Origin of the sequence: Pseudomonas sp. B21-015, assembly GCF_024749285.1 — a bacterium.
GTDB lineage: Bacteria > Pseudomonadota > Gammaproteobacteria > Pseudomonadales > Pseudomonadaceae > Aquipseudomonas.
Genome location: NZ_CP087196.1, coordinates 892,855 through 911,674, shown reverse-complemented (window position 1 = coordinate 911,674; position 18,820 = coordinate 892,855). Strand labels below are relative to the sequence as shown.

Below are 18,820 nucleotides of genomic sequence, written 5' to 3'. Positions count from 1 at the left end.
GCGATGGACAAATACGACCGCATGCTCCTCAGCGCCCTGTTGGAAAACGGTCGTGCGTCCTACGCTGAACTGGCGCGCAAGGTGAACCTGTCCGCTCCGGCGGTGGCCGAGCGAGTGGCCAAACTTGAGGCCTGTGGGGTGATCACCGGCTACCAGGCAAAGGTCGACATGTCCAAAATCGGCCTGCCGATCCAGTGCGTCATCGAACTGCGCCTGAACCAGCACGGCAACCAGAAAACCTACGACGAACTGATCAAAATCCCACAACTCACCGAATGCCATCGCGTCACCGGCGACCCGTGCGTGATCATGCAAGCGGCGGTGGGCTCGATGCCGGAGCTGGAAGAGTTGATCAACCGAGTTGCTACGTTCGGGTTCAGCAAGACCTCGATCGTGCTGTCCAGCGCCATCGAGAAGCGGGTGCCGTTGGGGCAGTTGGAAGGGAATGGCAAATCGTGATGTTGCACCGCCCCTGTGGGAGCGGGCTTGCCCGCGATAGCGGACTGTCAGTCAACAAAGATGTTGAATGTGATGGCCTCATCGCGGGCAAGTCGGATCGCCGCACCGCCGCTCCCACAGGATTTGTGGTGGGTCTTAAAACCCGCGATGCCGTTTCAGATGCTCATTGATCTTCGCCGCCGGCACTTTCTGCAAGCTGCACAGCAGATCATGGGACAACTCCCGCAACCCATGCTTTTGCCGCAACTCTTCAGCCAAATGCGCCGTCAGGTTGGCGGCCATTTCGGCATCGGCCATGGCCCGGTGAGCCTTGCCGGTATCGGGCAGGCTGGCGTAAGTGGTGAGGGTGCCGAGTTTGTGGTTCGGGGCGGCGGGCATCAGGCGGCGGGCGAGTAACAGCGAGCAGGCAAAGTTCTGCAAGCGTGTACGTTTGATTCGCCCAAGCTCAAAGTCCCAGAACTTCTGGTCGAACGCAGCGTTGTGCGCCAACAGCGGGGTGATGCCGACGAACTCATTGACCTCGTTCATCACCTGCTCGGCCGAAGGCGCGGTGCGCAGCATGGCGTTGCTGATGCCGGTGAGCTGTTCGATAAAGGCCGGCACCCGCACGCCGGCGTTCATCAGGCTTTGATAACGCTCGACGATGCGCCCCTGTTCAAGAATCACCACGGCAATTTCCGTGGCCCGGCAGCTGCTGCTCGGGGAGATCCCGGTGGTTTCAAAGTCGATGACTGCTATGCGTTCCAAACCTGTTTCAACTCCGTAAAAATCAATTCTTGAGCAGTAACGCGCCTTCGATCGGCACGTAACGGCTGGCGGCGCGGATCAGCGAATTGGCCGTCAGGCCTGGCACGCCGTAAGCCACCGCTTGCACGCCGTGCTTGGCGATGATGCGCTCCAGCAGCATGTCGAAATCACCGTCGCCGGAGGCCAACACCACTTCGTCGACATGGTCGGCGGCGTCCATGATGTCGAGGGTGATGCCCACGTCCCAGTCACCTTTGGCCGAACCGTCGCTGCGCTGGATGTAGGGCTTGAGCTTCACGATGAAGCCGAGATTGCGCAGGATCTGCTGAAACTGCTGCTGCTTGCTGTCGCCACGATCGATCGCATAGGCATAGGCCTCGACGATCTGCCCCTGTTTGCTGATGTCAGCCCACAAAGCGGCATAGTTGAAGTGGCAACCATAGGCCTGACGCACGGTGTAATAGAGGTTCTGGACATCGGCGAACACTGCGATTTTTTTCACCGTACATCCTCTTTGGCGTGCCGAAGCGCGGGCAGGATCAGGCGCCAGGCCCGAAAAGTTGCCCAGTATGCCAGCACGAAGGATTGTTCCGCGAATAATCGGCCATGTGGCGAGGGAGCTTGCTCCCTCGCCACAGATGTAGTCAGACGAAGGAGTCGTCATCGCCGCCGAAGAACGACGAGCTGTCATCGTTGTAATCAGCATCGGCGAAACCGCCCTGACCGCTGGAGTTGTCAGCCACGCGCTGATCGTCGCCCCAGCCATTGCCGTTGTCGCTCTGATCGTTGACCCGGGCCGGTTCTTCCTTGATGACCTCAACCACTTCCGGCTGCTGATTGTGATGGAACAGGCTGCTGATGCCTTGCGCCAGCATCACGCCACCGGCCACGCCCGCTGCCGTTTTCAATGCACCACCGAGGAAACCGCTGCCGGCCGCTGGGGCTTGTTGTTGCGGTGCATAGTTCTGCTGCGGTGCGGCGCCGAAGTTTTGCTGTGGCGGCTGGGCATTGAACGACGGCCGCCCCGGTTCACGCCAGCCACCATTGGACGGGGCTGCGCTTTGAGTCGACGCAGGCTGCGGATCACGAGAAGTGCCACCGAAGATGCTCGACAAAAAGCCACCGCTGCTCGGCGCCGGAGCCGCCGTCTGAGCCTTGGCCGATTGCAGTTCAGCCTGCAATTGCTGGACCTGTTGGGCGAGTTGCTTGTTCTGTTCGTCGAGGCTCTTGATGGCGGCCTCTTGCACCAGAATCGCCTGGGTCATGAAATAGCCCGCCGCCGGTTGGCGAGTCAGGTGCTCCTTGATCCGCGCCTCGGCCTGGGCGTCGCGCGGGGCTGAGTCCGTTTCGGCCTGTTGCAGCCGGGAAAACAGTCCATCGATCAGGGTTTGTTCTTCGCTGTTCATGGCGACCTCGTAGATTGCCGGGAATATCGTTGCCCTCACCCACAGTGGATAAGGTGCTCACCAGTAATGGGGCTGATACAGGATGTTTCAATGACCTTTACCGAACGTTTACGTTTGCGCCCCGAAGGGCTTGATCGGTTAAAGTGAGGCACTGCTTTCAACCTGCGATACCGACTGATGAATTCGTTCGATGTACTGCGTGACTCTCTGTATTTTTTCAAGCGCAATCTGCGCCAGATCGTGCAGCTGTGCCTGCCACTGGTGATTCTCGAGGCGCTGCTGCAACAAGTGGTCGACCACTCGACCGGGCCAGACAGTTTCGCCGGCATCAGTGTGATGGTCGGCTTGCTGGTGTATCCGCTGTACACCGCCGCGCTGATCCTGTTTCTCGATGCCCGTAGCCGTGGCGAATCGCCGCGCACCCGCGACCTGCTGGCGACCGCCGCGACCTTGTGGCCGCGCTTCGCCGTGCTGACCGCCCTCAACACGCTGCTGATCCTGATCGGCCTGTCGTTGTATTTCCTGCCGGGTATCTGGCTGATGGTGACGCTGGCATTCGGTGAGTACCTGCTGGTGCTGCGCGGCCTGGCGCCGTTGGCGGCGATGAAGGAAAGCCTGCGCCTGACCCGCGGAAACTTCCTGCGCATTCTGGTGTGCATTCTGTGCGTGATGGGCCCGCTGTGGGTGCTCAAGGGAGCGACGCTGGCGGCTTACCCTGAACCGCAGAACCCGGTGATTTCGCTGCTGATCGATAGCGCTCACAGCTTTCTGCAACTGTTCACCAGCGTGGTGCTGTTCCGCTTGTTCATGCTGATCGGCGATGTGCCCGAAAAATCTGATGAGCGGCTCTGACCGCTCTAACCTTGGGCTTGGGCGCTGCTCTCGGTTATGCTCGGAGTCAATTCCGTAACGCTATAAGCCGAGCCATGACCCGTCTACTGCGCTACACCCTGCTGGGCCTGCTGATCGCCATCAGCCTGATTGCATTGCTGATCTACAGCCTGACCTGGCGCCCAGAAGCCAAGGAAGCGCTACCGGTCAGTTGCAACGCCCAGGCGCCGACGCTGGCGCCCGGCCAGGCGCTGAAGGTGATGACCTGGAACGTCCAGTACCTGGCCGGCAAGCGCTACGTGTTCTGGAATGACCTGGCCGCAGGAGACGACGAGAGCCCTACGCCTGAAGACATGGCCTTCAGCCTCGACGAAGTGGCACGGGTGATTCGCGACGAGCAACCGGACATCGTGCTGTTGCAGGAACTCGATGACGGCGCCAAGGCCAGCGACTACCAGAACCAGTTCAAATTGCTTCAGGATCGGGTCACCGACCTGTATCCGTGCACCGCTCAGGCCTTCGACTGGAAAGCCGACTTCGTGCCTGATCCGCACATCTACGGCAGCGTCGGCCGGCAATTGGCAACCCTGAGCCGCTACCGGATCGACCACGCCGAACGCCTGCAACTGCCGGTCGCACCGGCCAATGTCATCAGCCGTCAGTTCAAGCCGAAAAACGCCTTGCTGGTCACGTACCTGCCACTGAGCGACGGCGGCCAGATGGCCGTGCTCAATACCCATCTGGATCGCGCCACCCAGCCCGACGAAACCTTGCAAACCCAAGTGACAGCCGTGGCCAGGGTGCTCGACAAGTACGAAAGCCGCGGCACGCCATGGTTGATCGGTGGTGATTTCAACCTGTTGCCGCTGGGCCAGTATCGACGCCTGCCCTCGGAGCAACGCACGCCCTACTCCGCCGACAGCGCGCTGCATGTGCTGTGGGACAAGTACCCGATGATCCCCACCAACAACGAAGCCAGTGGTATCGACCGGGCGCAATGGCTGACCCATTACCCGAATGATCCTGGCTTGAATGGCCCGGACCGGACTGTCGACTATCTGCTTTACAGCCCACACATCAAACGGGTCGAGGCGCGGGTGCGGCAGGACGATACGTTACGGATTTCCGATCATTTGCCGGTGATTGCACGGTTTTTGTTGCCGGCAGCGCCTTAGGTCAAGTGTGGCGAGAGGGCTTGCCCCCGTTCGGCTGAGAAGCAGTCGTAAACTGACTGACGCCACGCACCTGAAAAATGATGTGACAGAACTTGGGGCTGCTTTGCAGCCCAACGGGAGCAAGCTCCCTCGCCACAAAAGTCCGGGCGCTACTTACGGGGCTTGATCCGCGCCGTCGCCTCGGCCACCAGCGGATCATCCGGCCAATAGTGTTTCGGATAACGTCCCTTCAAATCCTTCTTCACCTCGGCATACGTACTGCGCCAGAAGTTCGCCAGGTCCTGCGTCACCTGCACCGGCCGCCGAGCTGGGGACAGTAGATGCAGCTTGACCACTTGCCGACCACCGGCAATGCGCGGCGTCTCGGCCAGACCGAACAACTCCTGCAAACGCACCGCCAGAATCGGTGGCTGCTCACTGTAGTCCAGACGAATCGACGAACCTGACGGCACGCTCAAGTGACGCGGAGCCTGCTCTTCGAGCCGTTGCGGCAACGGCCAGGGCAGCAGGTTGTGAACGATGCTCGACAGGTCCAGGTTGGCGAAGTGACTGAGCCGCGAGACTTTGCCCAGATACGGCATCAGCCAGTGCTCAAGGCTTTTGAGCAGTGCAGCGTCGCTGACATCCGGCCATTCGCTCTGGCCCTGACTGCTGAGGTCCAACTGGCGCAACAACGCCACCCGCGCCTGCCACTGACGCAGCTCCGGGGTCCACGGCAACAGCTCCAGACCTTTGCGCCGCACCAGGTTCACCAGCGCCTGACTGCGGGCGGTTTCATCGAGCCCGGTCAGCGGTTCGCGGCTGAGGATCAATTCGCCGACCTTGCGCTGACGCTCGGCCCGCAGCACGCCTTCGCGCTCATCCCAATCCAGTTGATCGACGCAACGCACCTGCTCGGCCAGCACTGAATCGAACAGCGCCGGATCAAAATCCGTCGCCAGATAAATCCGTTCCTCACGCTGGCCCTGACGACTGCCCAAGTCGGCGATCACCAGCCACGGTTGCTTCATCAGGCTGTCCGCCTCGGCGAACAGCGCTGCACGGCCGTTGGCCAAGCGATATTCAGCGCCACCGGCCCGCCGCTGTTGGGCGACCCGATCGGGATAAGCCAATGCCAGCAACACGCCGAGCCAGCGCGGATGCTCAGGATCGCTGACCGGCTCCGACGCTTTGCCGCGCAAATAACCGCGATACTGCCGCGCCAGTTGCCGGGCCCGTTGAACACCGCCCTGCGCACCACGAGTGGCCCGTTCCTCACCGGACAACAACACCAGTCGACTGTGCAGGTCCGCGCCAGCGCCACGCAAGATATCGCGCTCGCCGAGCAGTGCCGCGACATCGCAGGCCATGTCGGCCAAGCCGAGCGCCTGGCCACGCAACAGCAAATGGGCGATCCGTGGATGAGCCGGCAGTTCGGCCATCGCCTGACCGTGACGGGTCAGCGCCTCGCCCTCCAGCGCGCCCAAACGTTCAAGCAGATCCTGGGCCTGTGCATAAGCCGCAGCCGGAGGGATATCCAGCCAAACCAACTGCCCCGGCGTCACGCCCCAACGACCCAGTTGCAAGGCCAGCCCGGCGAGGTCCGCCGAGAGAATTTCCGCACTGGCGTAAGCCGCCAGTTGCTCGTGCTGGTCCTGCGACCACAGGCGATAACACACGCCAGGCTCCAAACGCCCGGCCCGGCCCGCGCGCTGGGTGGCACTGGCTTTGGAAATGCGTTGGGTGTCCAGGCGGGTCATGCCGCTGCCGGGGTCGAAACGCGGTACTCGTGCCAGCCCGGCATCGATCACCACCCGCACACCATCGATGGTCAGGCTGGTTTCGGCGATGTTGGTGGCCAGCACCACTTTGCGCTTGCCCGCAGGCGCCGGATCAATCGCCGCACGCTGCGCCGCCAGGTCCAGTTCCCCGTGCAACGGGCACAGCAACACCGGCGTGCCCTCACCCAACGCTTCGACCAATTGTTGATGTACCCGACGGATCTCCGCCTGCCCCGGCAGGAACACCAACAGGCTGCCGGTTTCATCGTTCAGCGCGTCGAGGATGGTCTGCACAACCCTCGGCTCGATGAATTCACCGGGCTGAAACGGCCGCCCCCAGCGCATCGCCACCGGGTACATCCGACCTTCGCTGCGCAGGATCGGTGCATCGTCCAGCAACCCGGCCAGGCGTTCGCCTTCCAGGGTCGCCGACATCAAGAGGATTTTCAGCGGTTGATCATCACGAAACAGCTCTCGGCCATTCAGGCTCAGGGCCAATGCCAAATCGGCGTCGAGGCTGCGTTCGTGGAACTCGTCAAAGATCAGCAAGCCCACCCCTTCCAGCGCCGGGTCATCCTGCAAGCGCCGGGTGAGAATGCCTTCGGTGACCACTTCGATGCGGGTATTGGGGCCGACTTTGCTGTCCAGACGAATGCGGTAGCCAACGGTTTCGCCGACCTTCTCGCCCAATTCACTGGCCAACCGCTCCGCCGCCGCCCGCGCGGCCAAGCGGCGCGGTTCGAGCATCAGAATGGTCTGCCCGGCCAGCCACGGCTCGTCGAGCAAGGCCAAGGGCACACGGGTGGTTTTACCGGCGCCGGGCGGTGCTTCGAGCACGGCTTCGTGGCGTGTAGCGAGGGCTTCACGCAGGGCGGGTAAAACTTCATCAATTGGCAAAGAAATCATGCTGGCTCCCAAACAGAGGCGCGAGTATAACGAGCTTCGTCGCGGTCCTAATTCATATCGACGATGCTTCGTTTCCAGATAACTCAGGAGATTTCAAATGCGTGCTCCCTTTCGCTTGATCGGCGGTGTACTGGTCGCGACCTTACTGACCCAAATCTCCGCCTGCGGCTCGATTTTCTACCCGGATCGTCGCGGCCAGATCGACGGCAAGATCGACCCGGCGATCGCTGCGCTGGATGCCGTGGGCCTGCTGTTCTATATCATCCCCGGCCTGATCGCCTTTGCGGTGGACTTCGCCACGGGGGCCATTTACTTCGAGCCCGGCCGGACCGCTCAGGTGGCTCCGGAAAAACTCAAGGAAGCCATCGGCACCGACGGCAAGGTCGATAACCACAAGTTGCAGACTATTCTGGAAAGTGAACTGGGCCGCAGCTTCCCGCTGGACGATCCGCGCCTGATCCAGCACAAGGGCAGCGCCCAGCAACTGGCCATGTTCGGCCTGCAACCGGCCGCATAATTCGTGCCTGTGAAGGAACATTTAAAGGAAAAGCCGCACCTATGACCACCAGTACCGAACACGCCCGCCTGCTGCGGCTGGCGACGCGCGCCTCGGTGGCGGTGGCGTGCACGTTGATCGTCGCCAAAGCTATCGCCTGGTGGTTGAGCGGCTCGGTGAGCATGCTCGCCGGGCTGACCGACTCGGCACTCGACGGCGTCAGCTCGTTGCTCAATCTGCTGGCCGTGCATTACGCCTTGCGCCCGGCCGACAACGATCATCGTTATGGGCACGGCAAGGCCGAATCATTGGCTGGCATGGCTCAAGCGCTGTTCATTGGCGGCAGTGCGGTGCTGATTGCCTTGCAGGCGATCGAACGGTTGAAACATCCGGAACCGATAGGCGCGGCGTGGCTCAGCATCGGGGTGATTATGTTCTCACTCGCCCTGACCCTGGCCCTGCTGAAGTTGCAGCATCGGGTGATCAAGGCAACCGGTTCCAACGCCGTGAGTGCCGACTCCTTGCATTACCGCTCGGACCTGCTGCTCAACGGCAGCATTTTGGTGGCGCTGGTGCTGGCCGGGTTTGGCTGGTATCAAGTCGACCCTTGGTTCGGCCTGGGAATCGCCGCCTACATCCTCTGGAGCGCGATTCATATCGCCCAGGAAAGTTTTGCGGTGCTGATGGATGAAGAGCTGCCGATGGATGTCAGCCAGCACATGCTCGAACTGGCCTGCAGCGTACCAGGCGTTCTGGGCGCCCATGACTTGCGCACACGGATCTCCGGCAACCAGTGGTTCGTGCAGTTGCATCTGGAATTACCGGGGGACTTGACCCTGTCAGTCGCCCACGGCATCAGCGATCAAGCCGCCGATGCGATTCACGCCGCCTACCCGCGAGCCGAAGTGCTGGTGCACGCCGACCCGCAGGAAGTGGTGAACGCCGCCAGGGCTCAGTAACTCACCTGATAACCGCGACTGCTCAGGCAATTGCCTTGGGCCTGTCGGTAGGCTTGCACCACCGACGGGGCCGGTTGATAGGTGATAGCGCGCGGATCGAAACCGCTCTGCTCCACGGCCCAGCGATAGCACTCATAACCGTCCCGACTGACCTCCTCCGGCGACTGGCCGTTGGCCGGATACGCCACCACGTCATAGCCACTGCTCACCGGTTGCGGCTGTACGGGCGGTTCGACCACGACGTAATCCTGAGTGCTCTCCTGGTAGGCGTAATACGCGCCGGCCGCCAGGAACAATAGCGCCCCGCCGATCCACACTTCACGGGCGTAATCGGGCAAATAGCTGACACGAATCCCGCGAGGCGGCTGAACCACCACATAACGCGGGCCTTGCGGGCGATACCAGTAACCACCGGAATAGAAATAATCCTGGCCACGATACGGCACACGGAAGTGACGGTCCTCCGGGAAGCGGTCGATCACGTACCCCGGACGATACTGCGGGCCGGGGCCCCAGCCATTGCCGTGCCCATCCGGGCGACCGGGCCAGCGACGGTCATCGTGACGCGCGTCCCGCCCCCCGGTCTGCCATTGCTGGTTGTAATTGTTACGCCGCGGTTCGTCCTGATAGTAGCCACGCCGGGGTTCCTGGGTCTGGCGCACGGTATCGGGCCGCCCCTGGATCGGCAGATTGTTACTCGGTTGTTGTGGCGCTCGCTCCTGAACGTTGGAGTCGTGCAGTGTAGGGTTCTGCCGCTGACCGCCTTGATTCTGGTCATGGAGTTCGAACTGGCGGCTGTTGTCGCCACGAATGATTTCGGTGTTCTGCGGTCGGGGCTGATTGTTACCGCGATGGCCCTGGTCATTCCCTTGATGATCCGGCCCACGCTGCCCGCCATCGGGGCCACGGTTTTGCGGCTCATCGGCCAGCGATTGCGCAGTGACACTCACACACAGCAAACCAACACCGGCCAAACGCCAGATGCGCGATTTCATGCTTTTCCTCACTGCGGGTTAGGGCCTGTACGTAAGACTGGGAAAGCGCAGGCCGGTTCTGCTACAGGTTATCAGTCGCGCAACTTATTTATTGAGGGCTGAAGGAAATTGCGGGCAAGAAAAAAGGGAGACCCGTCGGCCTCCCTTTGAAAACTTCGTCCGTGCTCGACGCTTATGACGTCGGCTCACCTCACGCCGTCTTGTGGACAGTGTGTAGCTCGGGGGCCGACACAACCCCGGTGGGGGTGGCGACCGCAGCTGGCCTGATTGGGCGAGCCGCACTGGACTGTTTGTCCGAGCAGTGATTCTGGTGATAAGAATAGGCCCGGCGCAGTGGCAGAGGATTGCGAAGATTGCTCAAATAAACATCACTTGCGCAATTTTTAACTCAGGATAGATAATCCTCCGCAATAGTTATGACAAAGGCCTGATTGATGAGCAAACTCGACCGATACGACCTGAGCATTCTGGCGGAATTACAGCGCGACGCGCGTATCTCCAATCAGGAGCTGGCCGAACGCATCGGCCTGTCGCCTTCGCCTTGCTCGCGGCGGGTCAAGCAACTGGAAGACGACGGCTACATCTCCCGCCAGGTCGCCTTGCTGGATCGCAAGATGCTCGGCCTGAGCCTGACCGCCTATGTACTGATCGGCATGGACCGCCATACACCCGAACGCTTCGAGAACTTCGAAGCCGCCATTCGCACCTTGCCGCAAGTGCTGGAATGCAGCCTGGTGACGGGGATGGATGCCGATTATCAGCTCAAGGTGGTGGTGCCGGACATGGATCACTATCAGAAACTGCTACTGGGGCATCTGACCCGGATTGAAGGGGTGACCAGTGTGCGCTCGAGTTTCGTGTTGAATCAGGTGCTCAACAGCACCGAGTTGCCGCTGACTCATTTGCGCAGCTGAAGACGCCTTCGCGGGCAAGCCCGCTCCCACAGGTTTTGCGTCAGTCACAGTATTGCGTTCGACACAAAACCTTGTGGGAGCGGGCTTGCCCGCGATGGCGTCGGCACAGGCGACGAATGACTGCGGCACACCGACGCACGTCAATGCCCCGCCAATCGCCCTTGGCGTATACTCGCCCCGCCCTTTTTAGCCCCGCCCGCGCTGGAGATGTTCGATGGATCCTGCAGTTTTCGAAGAGTGGATGATGACTGGCCTGGTCAGCATCCTGATCATTTTCATGGGTTTCATCGTCTGGGATCTGGCAAAAAAATCCAAGGCCGGGCGCTTCGGCTCGTTCATTCTGTTCTTTGTACTGGGGCTGGGCGTGGCCGCATTCGTGATCAAAAGCGTGGTCATCGGCCTGATCGAATCCGGCACTCTATAAACGCGCCGGCACTTCCTTCCACTGGCCCTGATCGAGCCCTTCGATCGACCAGTCACCGATTCTGACCCGCACCAGGCGCAACGTCGGCAAGCCGACCGCCGCGGTCATGCGCCGCACCTGACGGTTGCGGCCTTCGCGAATCACCAGTTCCAGCCAACTCGTCGGCACACTTTTGCGAAAGCGCACCGGCGGGTTGCGCGGCCACAGTTCAGGCTCATCCAGTTGTCGCGCCTCGGCCGGCAACGTCATGCCATCGTTCAGCTCGACGCCATCGCGCAAGCGCTGCAACTGCTCGGCGCTCGGTTCGCCTTCCACTTGCACCCAGTAAGTCTTGGCCAGTTTGTGTTTCGGGTCGGCAATCCGCGCCTGAAGCTGGCCGTCGTTGGTCAGCAACAACAAGCCTTCGCTGTCACGGTCCAGCCGCCCTGCCGGGTAAATCCCCGGAATCTCGATGAAATCCTTGAGCGTCGCCCGCCCTTCGCCGTCGCTGAATTGCGTCAGCACATCGAAAGGTTTGTTGAACAGAATCAGCTTCGGCTCGGCCGGCGGCGCTTTGGCGATACGTCGCGGGGCTGAAGAGGATGGCGCAGGCTTCACGCCGGGGCGGCGAGAAACGGGACGTGGAGGACGAGACATGGCGAGAAGAACATCTAACGGTCAGGGCTGCTAATGCTAGTGCCCTGACCGCCAAATGACCACGACAAACCGTTAGCGGAACGGCGGTTCGTCGAAGCTGCGCAGTTTGCGCGAGTGCAGCGAGTTGAGCTCAGTGCGCAACAGATCCACCGCTTCGATGCCGATCTTCAAGTGCTGGCTGACCGCGCGTTCATAGAAAGCGTTGGCCGAACCCGGCAATTTGATTTCGCTGTGCAGCGGTTTGTCCGACACACACAGCAACGTGCCGTAAGGCACCCGCAAACGATACCCTTGCGCGGCGATGGTGCCGCTTTCCATGTCCACCGCCACGGCGCGGGACAGGTTGATCAGCGGACGTTCCTGCGCCCAGCGCAGTTCCCAGTTACGGTCGTCGTAGGTCAGCACGGTGCCGGTGCGCAGGCGTTTCTTCAGCTCGTCACCCTTCTCACCGGTGATATTGGCCGCCGCTTGTTGCAACGCCATCTGCACTTCGGCCAGGGCTGGAATCGGAATGTTCGGCGGCACGACCCGGTCAAGAATCCCGTCGCGGCGCATGTAAGCGTGGGCCAGCACGTAATCGCCAATGGTCTGCGACTGACGCAAGCCGCCGCAGTGGCCGATCATCAACCAGCAATGCGGACGCAGCACCGCCAGGTGATCGGTGATGTTCTTGGCGTTGGACGGGCCGACACCGATGTTCACCAGGGTCACGCCATGGCCATCGCTGGCGATCAGGTGATAGGCCGGCATCTGATAACGATGCCAGACCACGCCCGCGGCAATCGCCGAGGCTTCGCCGTGGTCCATGCCCTTTTCGATGATCACGTTGCCCGGCAACACCATGCGCACAAAACGCGGGTCGTTGCGCAGTTGCTCCAGGCCATGAACGATGAACTGGTCGACGTAGCGGTGGTAGTTGGTCAGCAGAATCCACGGCTGCACATGGCGCCAGTCGCTGCCGGTGTAATGCACCAGTCGGCGCAGGGAGAAGTCCACCCGCGCGGCGTCGAACAGGGCCAATGGCAGCGGATCGGTGTTTTCCCAATCGTACAAGCCATCGGCAATGCCATCGGTGGCGGCCGACAAATCGGTACTCGGGAACACTCGCGCCAACACCGCAGCGGTGACGCCGGAGCCGGCCAGCTCATCGCCCTGCTCGACCACGTACGGATAAGGAATGTTCTGCTGGCTGACGCCGACTTCCACGGTCACGGTGAAGTCGTGCATCAACGGGACAAGTTGTTCCAGCAGGTATTTGCGGAAGGCTGCCGGATGAGTGACGGTGACACTGTAGGTCCCCGGCAATTGAACCTTGGCATAGGCGCGGGTGGTCTGTGGGACTTCGCCCTGGCAAAGGTAGGTCAGACGCAACTCGGGATAACGAAACAGGGCACGCTGTTCAGCGTCCGGCTCGACGCGATCCTTGAGATAACGCTTGAGCGCCTGATTCAGCGCGGTGGTTGCACGCTCGTGCAAGACAGCAAGCCGATCCACGGCTTGCTCGGCGGTTTGAACGACAATAAACGCTTCGGTCACGATCAGCTTCCTGTGTTCTGACTTGCAGACCCTCATCTTGCCTGCATCGTCGCTTCACGGGAACAGTGGCGTGTTGGTTGTACATCAAGATGTGATGCGCAGACAGACCCTGTGGGAGCGGGCTTGCCCGCGATAGCGGTGTGTCAGACAGCATCCATGTTGAATGTTAAACCGCCATCGCGGGCAAGTCGGATCGCCGCACCGCCGCTCCCACAGGTTTCAGTGCTGTTGATCAACATTGTTGTCAGAAACCTTGCGGAGTCGACCGGGCCACAATCGCGTCCACATCCAGCCCGCGTGGCAACGTTCCATATACCCGACCGGCCGAACCGAGGCGGCTGGCGATGAAGGCATCACTGACCGCCGCGTTACCGGCCTCCAGCAATAGCCTGGCCTGAAGTCCCAAGGCGATGTCTTCGGTGAGCTGGCGGGCACGGTATTGAATGTCGTCGGTGTCCTTGAACGCCGCCTGCAATTGGCTGATGTGCGCCGTCAGGCGCTTGTCACCATGGCCATCGCCCAACTCGTGGAACAGCGCATCGAGCACACCCGGCTCTTTCGACAGCGCGCGCAACACGTCGAGGCATTGCACGTTGCCGGAACCTTCCCACGTCGAGTTGACCGGTGCCTCACGGTACAGTCGCGGCAGGATGCTTTCTTCGACATAACCGGCGCCGCCCATGCATTCGGCCGCTTCGTTGATCATCGCGGGCGCGCGCTTGCAGATCCAGTACTTGCCCACCGCCGTCACCAGTCGGGCGAATTTCGCTTCGTGGTCGTCATCCAGATGATCCAGCGCCCGGCCCATGCGCAGGCTCAGCGCCAAGGCAGCTTCGCTTTCCAGGGCCAGGTCGGCCAGCACGTTTTGCATCAAGGGTTGTTCGCTGAGCAACTTGCCACCGACCTTGCGGTGGGCGCAGTGATGGCTGGCCTGGGTCAGGGCCTGGCGCATCAGCGCACTGGAGCCGACCATGCAATCGAAGCGGGTCATGGCAACCATTTCGATGATGGTCGGAACACCCCGCCCCTCTTCACCGACCATCCAGGCCAGGGCGCCACGGAACTCCACCTCGCTGGAGGCGTTGGACCAGTTGCCGAGTTTGTTCTTCAGCCGCTGTATGTAGAACTGATTGCGCGTGTCGTCCGGGCGATGACGCGGCAGCAGGAAGCAGGTCAGCCCTTTGTCCGTCTGGGCCAGGGTCAGGAAGGCGTCGCACATCGGCGCCGAACAGAACCACTTGTGGCCCACCAGTTCATACGCCTGACCGGGACCACTGGCGCCAACCGGATAAGCCTTGGTGGTGTTGGCCCGCACATCGGTGCCGCCCTGTTTCTCGGTCATGGCCATGCCAATGGTTACACCAGCCTTGTGGGCCATGCCGACATTGCGTGGGTCGTATTCGGTGGCGAGGATTTTCGGCAGCCATTGTTTGGCCAGATCCGGTTGCAGACGCATCGCCGGGACGCTGGCGAAAGTCATGGTCAACGGGCAACCGCTACCGGCTTCAGCCTGACTGTGCAAATACGTCATGGACGCACGGGCAACGTGGGCGCCCGGTTGCGGGTCGGTCCAGGGCAAGCCTGTGAGGCCATGCTCCACGGCCGTGCGCATCAACTCGTGATAAGCCGGGTGAAATTCCACCAGGTCGATGCGATGGCCATAACGGTCATGGCTGACGAGCACCGGTTTGTTCTGATTGGCCGCAAACCCCGCTTCCATCAGCGGCCCGCCGGCCAATGCGCCGTAAGCGTCGATCCGCGATTCGGCCCAACCGGCATCGAACCGCCGCGACCACTCCTGCAAAGGCAGGTCGATGCGATAAAGGTTGGTGCCGTCCAGCGACGGTGGCTGGTTGGTGACTTCGTGGGTTTCGGCGAACTGATGCAGGTTCATGACGGGGCTCCTTTGGCCAGCCAAGGGACTTTCAGTTAAGCACCGCCCCGAGGCTGAACAAAGTGGCATATCTGCCTAACTGTCGGCGCTTTCGCCTTGTCCCGGACAGAGCACCCGTCGATAAAGCGCCGCCTGCAAGTCTTCGAATTTCACCGGTTTGTTCAGGTAGTCGACCAAGGTGTCACTCGGGCAGTGCGCTCGGTCCGCACTCAGGGCAATCTTGAACACGGGTAATTCGGCGCAACCCGGCAAGGCGCGGATCCGACTACAGATGGAGACGCCGTCCAGTGGCGGCAACTGACAATCGAGCAGTACCGCGTCAACGGCTTCACGCTGCAAGTGATCGAGCGCGGCGACGCTGCTGTCGGCGGTGCGCACCTGGAACCCAAGTTTCAGCAACATGCCGCGCATCACCAATTGATTGATGCTGTTGTCATCGACCAGCAACACCGTGCAGTCCTGAGGCTGACGCAGGCGGGCAGCTTGCCGCATGATCGAGGGCGCAGGTTCCACCACGGGCAGCTCAAACTCGACATCCAGTTGGAAGCGACTGCCGCGGCCCGGTTCCGAGCGATGGCTCAAGCGCCCGTCGAGCAATTCGACCAGTTGCCGACAAATCGCCAGGCCAACGCCCAGACCACCGTATTCACGGGTCATCGAACCGTCGAGCTGGAAGAAGCGCTGGTACAGGGTTGCCTCCCCCAAATCGGTAAAGCCAATGCCGGTGTCGATCACCGCAAAGGACAACGCCAGTCGACCGGGCTCCACCGGTTTGCCCGTCACGCGCAACGCCAGTCCGCCGACCCGGGTGAATTTGATCGCGTTATCCAGCAGGCACTCCAGGCATTGCACCAACTTGCCGCTGTCGCCGTGCAAGCGATCCGGCAGTCCGGGCGTTACCTCGACCTTGAAGTCCAGCGACTTGCTGGACGCATTGCCATCGAACTGCAGGCGCAAGGCCTCGACCACACTGCGCAAACTGAATGTGTCCGGATAGACCTTGAGCTTGCCGGCCTGCAATTCGGTCAGGGTGAGGATGCCGTTGACCATGCGCATCATGTCCCGCGCCGAACCTGCGGCCGTTTGTTGATACTGCTCCAGTTCAGGGTTCATCTCGACCGTCTGCATGAGCTCCAGCGAACCGATCACACCGTTCATGGGGGTGCGTAATTCGTGGGTCAGGGTGGCGAGGAATTCGTCCTTGAGCTTGTTACTGTGAGCCAGTTGCTGGTTCAGCACTTCGAGTTTTTGGCCGGCATCGAACAACGTCTGTGCCTGTTGCTCGCGCATGGCGTTGATGCGATCGGCCAGGGCCAGGGACAGCAGCGCCACTTCGACCGCCGAGCCGATCTGGCTGGCGTACATGGTCAGGAACACGTTGGGCAAATACCCCAACACCATCATCGTGTTGACGACGCCACCGAGCAGGAACGCCGACCAGGCAATGATGAAGTACCGCGCCACCCTCAAGCCTCGCCACCAGGCGAAGATCCCGGCGGCGAAAATGATCACGGTAAAAACCAGCGCCAATATCGTCGCCAGACGCAGGGCCAGGGCGTAACTGGTCATCAATGACAACCCGACCACTACCGCACTGAACGCAATCAACGCCAACAACAAACGGTCGAGCCAGCGACTATGGGTGGCCGTCTGCAAGAAGCTGCGGGCGAACTGGCTGCCGAACAAACCTGAACAGCCGATGAAGAACGGCGTCGCGGCGTTGGCCCACCACGGATTATCCGGCCAGAAATACTCCACGGCCGCGCCGTTCACCGACAGTTGATACAAGCCGAACGAGGCGATATAGACGATGTAGTAGAGGTAGCTGGTGTCACGCACGCTGAGGAAGATGAACAGGTTGTAGACCAGCATCCCCAGCAACACGCCGTAAATCAGCCCCAGCACATAGAGCCGGACAGGCTGCTCTTCAAGGTAAGCGGTGCTCGACCACAAGGTGACGGGCGCCTGAATCGAGCCTTCACTTTGCAGGCGCAGGTACACGGTTTGCGCCTGCTCAGGCGCAAAATTCAAATCGAACAGGTAGTTGTTCTGACGGATCTGGCGAGTGGCGAACGGCAACGCATCGCCGGTCTGCCGGACCAATTGATAGTCACCACCAGCATCGGGCAAATAGAGATCAAGGTGATCGAGGGGCGGATAGGCCAGTTCCAGTAACCAGGTCCGTTGTACCGACGGGTTGGTCGGGCGGTACTGCAGGTCGATTTTCAGCCAGAACGCCGAACGCGAATAACCGGCGTTGAGGGTGGCTTTATCGTGGGGTTTGAAGAGCCCGGCCGCGGCTTGTGCACGGACATCGGCGATGGTCGCGTGACCGCCCGCGTCTTCATAAACCTGCATCGTTCGGCCCAGGGGAAGGCTCTGGGTGAACTCGTCGAATTCGACGGCGCTCGCCAGGAGGGGCAAGCACAACAGCAACATCAGCAAATAGCGCATTTAAGCCCCAGAGTGGCCTGTCCGGTCCTGTCAGGAAGCCCCCCATTCCTTTTGAGTAGACGTAAAACCGGTATTACCTGTTATTGGTTTGGATCCACTCTAGCATAGCCGTTGATGGCCATTGAACACCATTGAAATTTTTCCTACAAAGGCTCTAGAACAAGCGTTCCAGCTCTATATATTGAGTTAGAGCTGTAGGCTTTGTCAGGTTGTGAGAATGCCCCGGCGGGTGGTGAACACCTGTGGCGAGGGAGCTTGCTCCCGTTGGGCTGCGTAGCGGCCCCAAAATATGCTGTCGGCTACACCTGACGACTGCTTCGCAGCCGAACGGGAGCAAGCCCCCTCGCCACACTGTATCGGCCGCGATGGCTGCCACAACACCCGAAAAACATGTTTGGTGGTAAGCTCGCGCACCATGAATATCTACAGCTCTCGCCCCGTTGTCCTCTGTCTCTCCGGCCACGACCCAAGTGGTGGCGCCGGCTTGCAGGCAGATATCGAAGCCCTGCTCGCTCAGGGTTGCCATGCGGCTCCGGCCGTCACCGCCCTGACGGTGCAAGACACCGTCAACGTCACTGACTTCCGCGTCCTCGATCGCGAGTGGGTGCTGGCCCAGGCCAACGCCGTGCTCAACGACTCCGAAGTCGCTGCCGTCAAACTGGGCATGCTCGGTTCCCTGGAAATGGTCGACACCGTGGTCGAACTGCTCTCGGCGCACCCGCATCTGCCGGTGGTCTGCGACCCGGTGCTGCGCGCCGGTGGTGGCGGACGACTGGGCAAGGACGAAGTCGGCTACGCCATGCGCGAACGCCTGCTGCCGCTGTCGATCATTGCCACCCCCAACCTTCCCGAAGCCCGCATCCTCGCCGAACTGCCCGAAGGCACCGCGGACGAGTGCGCTGAAAAACTCCTGCCATTCGTCAAACACCTGCTGATCACCGGCGGCCATGGCGATGAACACGAAATCCACAATCGCCTGTACAGCCGCGACGGTCGCCGCGACACCTTTACCTGCCAGCGTCTGCCCGGCAGCTATCACGGCTCCGGTTGCACGCTGGCCAGCGCCCTCGCCGGTCGCCTGGCCCAGGGTGAACAACTCGCCAGTGCCGTACAGACCGCGCTTGACTACACTTGGCGCACTCTGCGGGATGCGGAACAGCTGGGCAAAGGACAGTTCGTGCCGCGCCGCCTGCCGCTGGATTTCTGTTCGTAACGCCATGAGGGCTGT

17 protein-coding genes are annotated in these 18,820 nt (G+C 61.1%); 8 read left to right on the top strand and 9 right to left on the bottom strand.

Annotated elements, in window-relative coordinates; translation table 11 throughout:
* The first annotated feature begins 3 nt into the window (after positions 1 to 3).
* Entirely contained in the window at positions 4 to 459 is a 456-nt protein-coding gene (locus LOY38_RS04200) for an Lrp/AsnC family transcriptional regulator (RefSeq protein WP_258698953.1), read from the top strand.
* Positions 460 to 594: 135 nt separating this feature from the next.
* Here the strand turns inward: LOY38_RS04200 and LOY38_RS04195 are convergent, their stop codons facing one another.
* The 3 genes from LOY38_RS04195 to LOY38_RS04185 all read right to left on the bottom strand — a co-directional run bounded on the left by LOY38_RS04195 (position 595) and on the right by LOY38_RS04185 (position 2,612).
* Positions 595 to 1,206 (bottom strand): PolC-type DNA polymerase III, encoded by a 612-nt coding sequence (locus LOY38_RS04195; RefSeq protein ID WP_258698952.1) that lies wholly within the window; start codon positions 1,204 to 1,206, stop codon positions 595 to 597.
* A 22-nt stretch (positions 1,207 to 1,228) separates the two neighbouring features.
* Positions 1,229 to 1,708 (bottom strand): NYN domain-containing protein, encoded by a 480-nt coding sequence (locus LOY38_RS04190; RefSeq protein WP_258698951.1) that lies wholly within the window; start codon positions 1,706 to 1,708, stop codon positions 1,229 to 1,231.
* 142 nt (positions 1,709 to 1,850) lie between these two features.
* Entirely contained in the window at positions 1,851 to 2,612 is a 762-nt protein-coding gene (locus tag LOY38_RS04185; RefSeq protein ID WP_258698950.1) for a DUF2076 domain-containing protein, read from the bottom strand.
* 177 nt (positions 2,613 to 2,789) lie between these two features.
* Here LOY38_RS04185 and LOY38_RS04180 point away from each other — a divergent pair, with 177 nt between their 5' ends.
* The gene (locus LOY38_RS04180) at positions 2,790 to 3,464 is read left to right on the top strand and encodes a YciC family protein (protein ID WP_258698949.1); all 675 of its coding nucleotides are present in this window, start codon (positions 2,790 to 2,792) and stop codon (positions 3,462 to 3,464) included.
* Positions 3,465 to 3,538: 74 nt separating this feature from the next.
* A complete protein-coding gene (locus LOY38_RS04175; RefSeq protein ID WP_258698948.1) occupies positions 3,539 to 4,618 on the top strand; it encodes an endonuclease/exonuclease/phosphatase family protein in 1,080 nt (359 codons plus the stop codon).
* Between the two features lie 149 nt (positions 4,619 to 4,767).
* On the opposite strand, the gene hrpB is transcribed toward LOY38_RS04175, so the two are convergent.
* A complete protein-coding gene (gene hrpB / locus LOY38_RS04170) occupies positions 4,768 to 7,284 on the bottom strand; it encodes an ATP-dependent helicase HrpB (protein ID WP_258698947.1) in 2,517 nt (838 codons plus the stop codon).
* 97 nt (positions 7,285 to 7,381) lie between these two features.
* Here hrpB and LOY38_RS04165 point away from each other — a divergent pair, with 97 nt between their 5' ends.
* Positions 7,382 to 7,801 carry a polyribonucleotide nucleotidyltransferase gene (locus LOY38_RS04165; RefSeq protein ID WP_258698946.1) on the top strand — a complete coding sequence of 140 codons (420 nt, stop codon included), beginning with the start codon at positions 7,382 to 7,384 and terminating at the stop codon, positions 7,799 to 7,801.
* Between the two features lie 41 nt (positions 7,802 to 7,842).
* Positions 7,843 to 8,739 (top strand): cation diffusion facilitator family transporter, encoded by an 897-nt coding sequence (locus tag LOY38_RS04160; RefSeq protein WP_258698945.1) that lies wholly within the window; start codon positions 7,843 to 7,845, stop codon positions 8,737 to 8,739.
* Here LOY38_RS04160 and LOY38_RS04155 read toward each other — a convergent pair.
* Positions 8,733 to 9,734 carry a DUF6515 family protein gene (locus LOY38_RS04155; RefSeq protein ID WP_258698944.1) on the bottom strand — a complete coding sequence of 334 codons (1,002 nt, stop codon included), beginning with the start codon at positions 9,732 to 9,734 and terminating at the stop codon, positions 8,733 to 8,735. The two genes, LOY38_RS04160 and LOY38_RS04155, sit on opposite strands and share 7 nt — an antisense overlap.
* Before the next feature lie 434 nt (positions 9,735 to 10,168).
* Between LOY38_RS04155 and LOY38_RS04150 the strand changes: the two genes are divergently transcribed.
* Together LOY38_RS04150 and LOY38_RS04145 are read left to right on the top strand one after the other, a co-directional pair.
* Positions 10,169 to 10,648, top strand: a complete 480-nt coding sequence (locus LOY38_RS04150) for an Lrp/AsnC family transcriptional regulator (protein WP_007937367.1) — start codon at positions 10,169 to 10,171, stop codon at positions 10,646 to 10,648.
* 214 nt (positions 10,649 to 10,862) lie between these two features.
* Entirely contained in the window at positions 10,863 to 11,072 is a 210-nt protein-coding gene (locus tag LOY38_RS04145) for a DUF2788 domain-containing protein (protein ID WP_007937369.1), read from the top strand.
* Here the strand turns inward: LOY38_RS04145 and LOY38_RS04140 are convergent.
* From LOY38_RS04140 to LOY38_RS04125, 4 genes are all read right to left on the bottom strand, one after another.
* On the bottom strand, positions 11,067 to 11,633 hold the full coding sequence (locus tag LOY38_RS04140) for a pseudouridine synthase (protein WP_258700649.1): 567 nt from the start codon (positions 11,631 to 11,633) through the stop codon (positions 11,067 to 11,069). The genes LOY38_RS04145 and LOY38_RS04140 overlap by 6 nt on opposite strands.
* A gap of 147 nt (positions 11,634 to 11,780) precedes the next feature.
* Positions 11,781 to 13,280, bottom strand: a complete 1,500-nt coding sequence (gene amn, locus LOY38_RS04135; RefSeq protein ID WP_258698943.1) for an AMP nucleosidase — start codon at positions 13,278 to 13,280, stop codon at positions 11,781 to 11,783.
* 208 nt (positions 13,281 to 13,488) lie between these two features.
* A complete protein-coding gene (locus LOY38_RS04130) occupies positions 13,489 to 15,138 on the bottom strand; it encodes an acyl-CoA dehydrogenase family protein (protein WP_258698942.1) in 1,650 nt (549 codons plus the stop codon).
* 75 nt (positions 15,139 to 15,213) lie between these two features.
* On the bottom strand, positions 15,214 to 17,592 hold the full coding sequence (locus tag LOY38_RS04125; RefSeq protein WP_258698941.1) for a hybrid sensor histidine kinase/response regulator: 2,379 nt from the start codon (positions 17,590 to 17,592) through the stop codon (positions 15,214 to 15,216).
* A 415-nt stretch (positions 17,593 to 18,007) separates the two neighbouring features.
* On the opposite strand from LOY38_RS04125, the gene LOY38_RS04120 reads away from it, so the two are divergent.
* Positions 18,008 to 18,805, top strand: coding sequence for a hydroxymethylpyrimidine/phosphomethylpyrimidine kinase (locus LOY38_RS04120; RefSeq protein ID WP_258698940.1), 798 nt, complete (start codon positions 18,008 to 18,010; stop codon positions 18,803 to 18,805).
* The last annotated feature ends 15 nt before the right edge of the window (positions 18,806 to 18,820 follow it).

Coding starts and splice junctions, on each gene's coding strand:
- LOY38_RS04145 (WP_007937369.1), top strand. CDS start 10,863: ATGGATCCTGCAGTTTTCGAAGAGTGGATGATGACTGGCCTGGTCAGC.
- LOY38_RS04185 (WP_258698950.1), bottom strand. CDS start 2,612: ATGAACAGCGAAGAACAAACCCTGATCGATGGACTGTTTTCCCGGCTG.
- LOY38_RS04155 (WP_258698944.1), bottom strand. CDS start 9,734: ATGAAATCGCGCATCTGGCGTTTGGCCGGTGTTGGTTTGCTGTGTGTG.
- LOY38_RS04160 (WP_258698945.1), top strand. CDS start 7,843: ATGACCACCAGTACCGAACACGCCCGCCTGCTGCGGCTGGCGACGCGC.
- LOY38_RS04130 (WP_258698942.1), bottom strand. CDS start 15,138: ATGAACCTGCATCAGTTCGCCGAAACCCACGAAGTCACCAACCAGCCA.
- hrpB (WP_258698947.1), bottom strand. CDS start 7,284: ATGATTTCTTTGCCAATTGATGAAGTTTTACCCGCCCTGCGTGAAGCC.
- LOY38_RS04200 (WP_258698953.1), top strand. CDS start 4: ATGGACAAATACGACCGCATGCTCCTCAGCGCCCTGTTGGAAAACGGT.
- LOY38_RS04180 (WP_258698949.1), top strand. CDS start 2,790: ATGAATTCGTTCGATGTACTGCGTGACTCTCTGTATTTTTTCAAGCGC.
- LOY38_RS04120 (WP_258698940.1), top strand. CDS start 18,008: ATGAATATCTACAGCTCTCGCCCCGTTGTCCTCTGTCTCTCCGGCCAC.
- LOY38_RS04125 (WP_258698941.1), bottom strand. CDS start 17,592: ATGCGCTATTTGCTGATGTTGCTGTTGTGCTTGCCCCTCCTGGCGAGC.
- amn (WP_258698943.1), bottom strand. CDS start 13,280: ATGAGGGTCTGCAAGTCAGAACACAGGAAGCTGATCGTGACCGAAGCG.
- LOY38_RS04150 (WP_007937367.1), top strand. CDS start 10,169: ATGAGCAAACTCGACCGATACGACCTGAGCATTCTGGCGGAATTACAG.
- LOY38_RS04175 (WP_258698948.1), top strand. CDS start 3,539: ATGACCCGTCTACTGCGCTACACCCTGCTGGGCCTGCTGATCGCCATC.
- LOY38_RS04165 (WP_258698946.1), top strand. CDS start 7,382: ATGCGTGCTCCCTTTCGCTTGATCGGCGGTGTACTGGTCGCGACCTTA.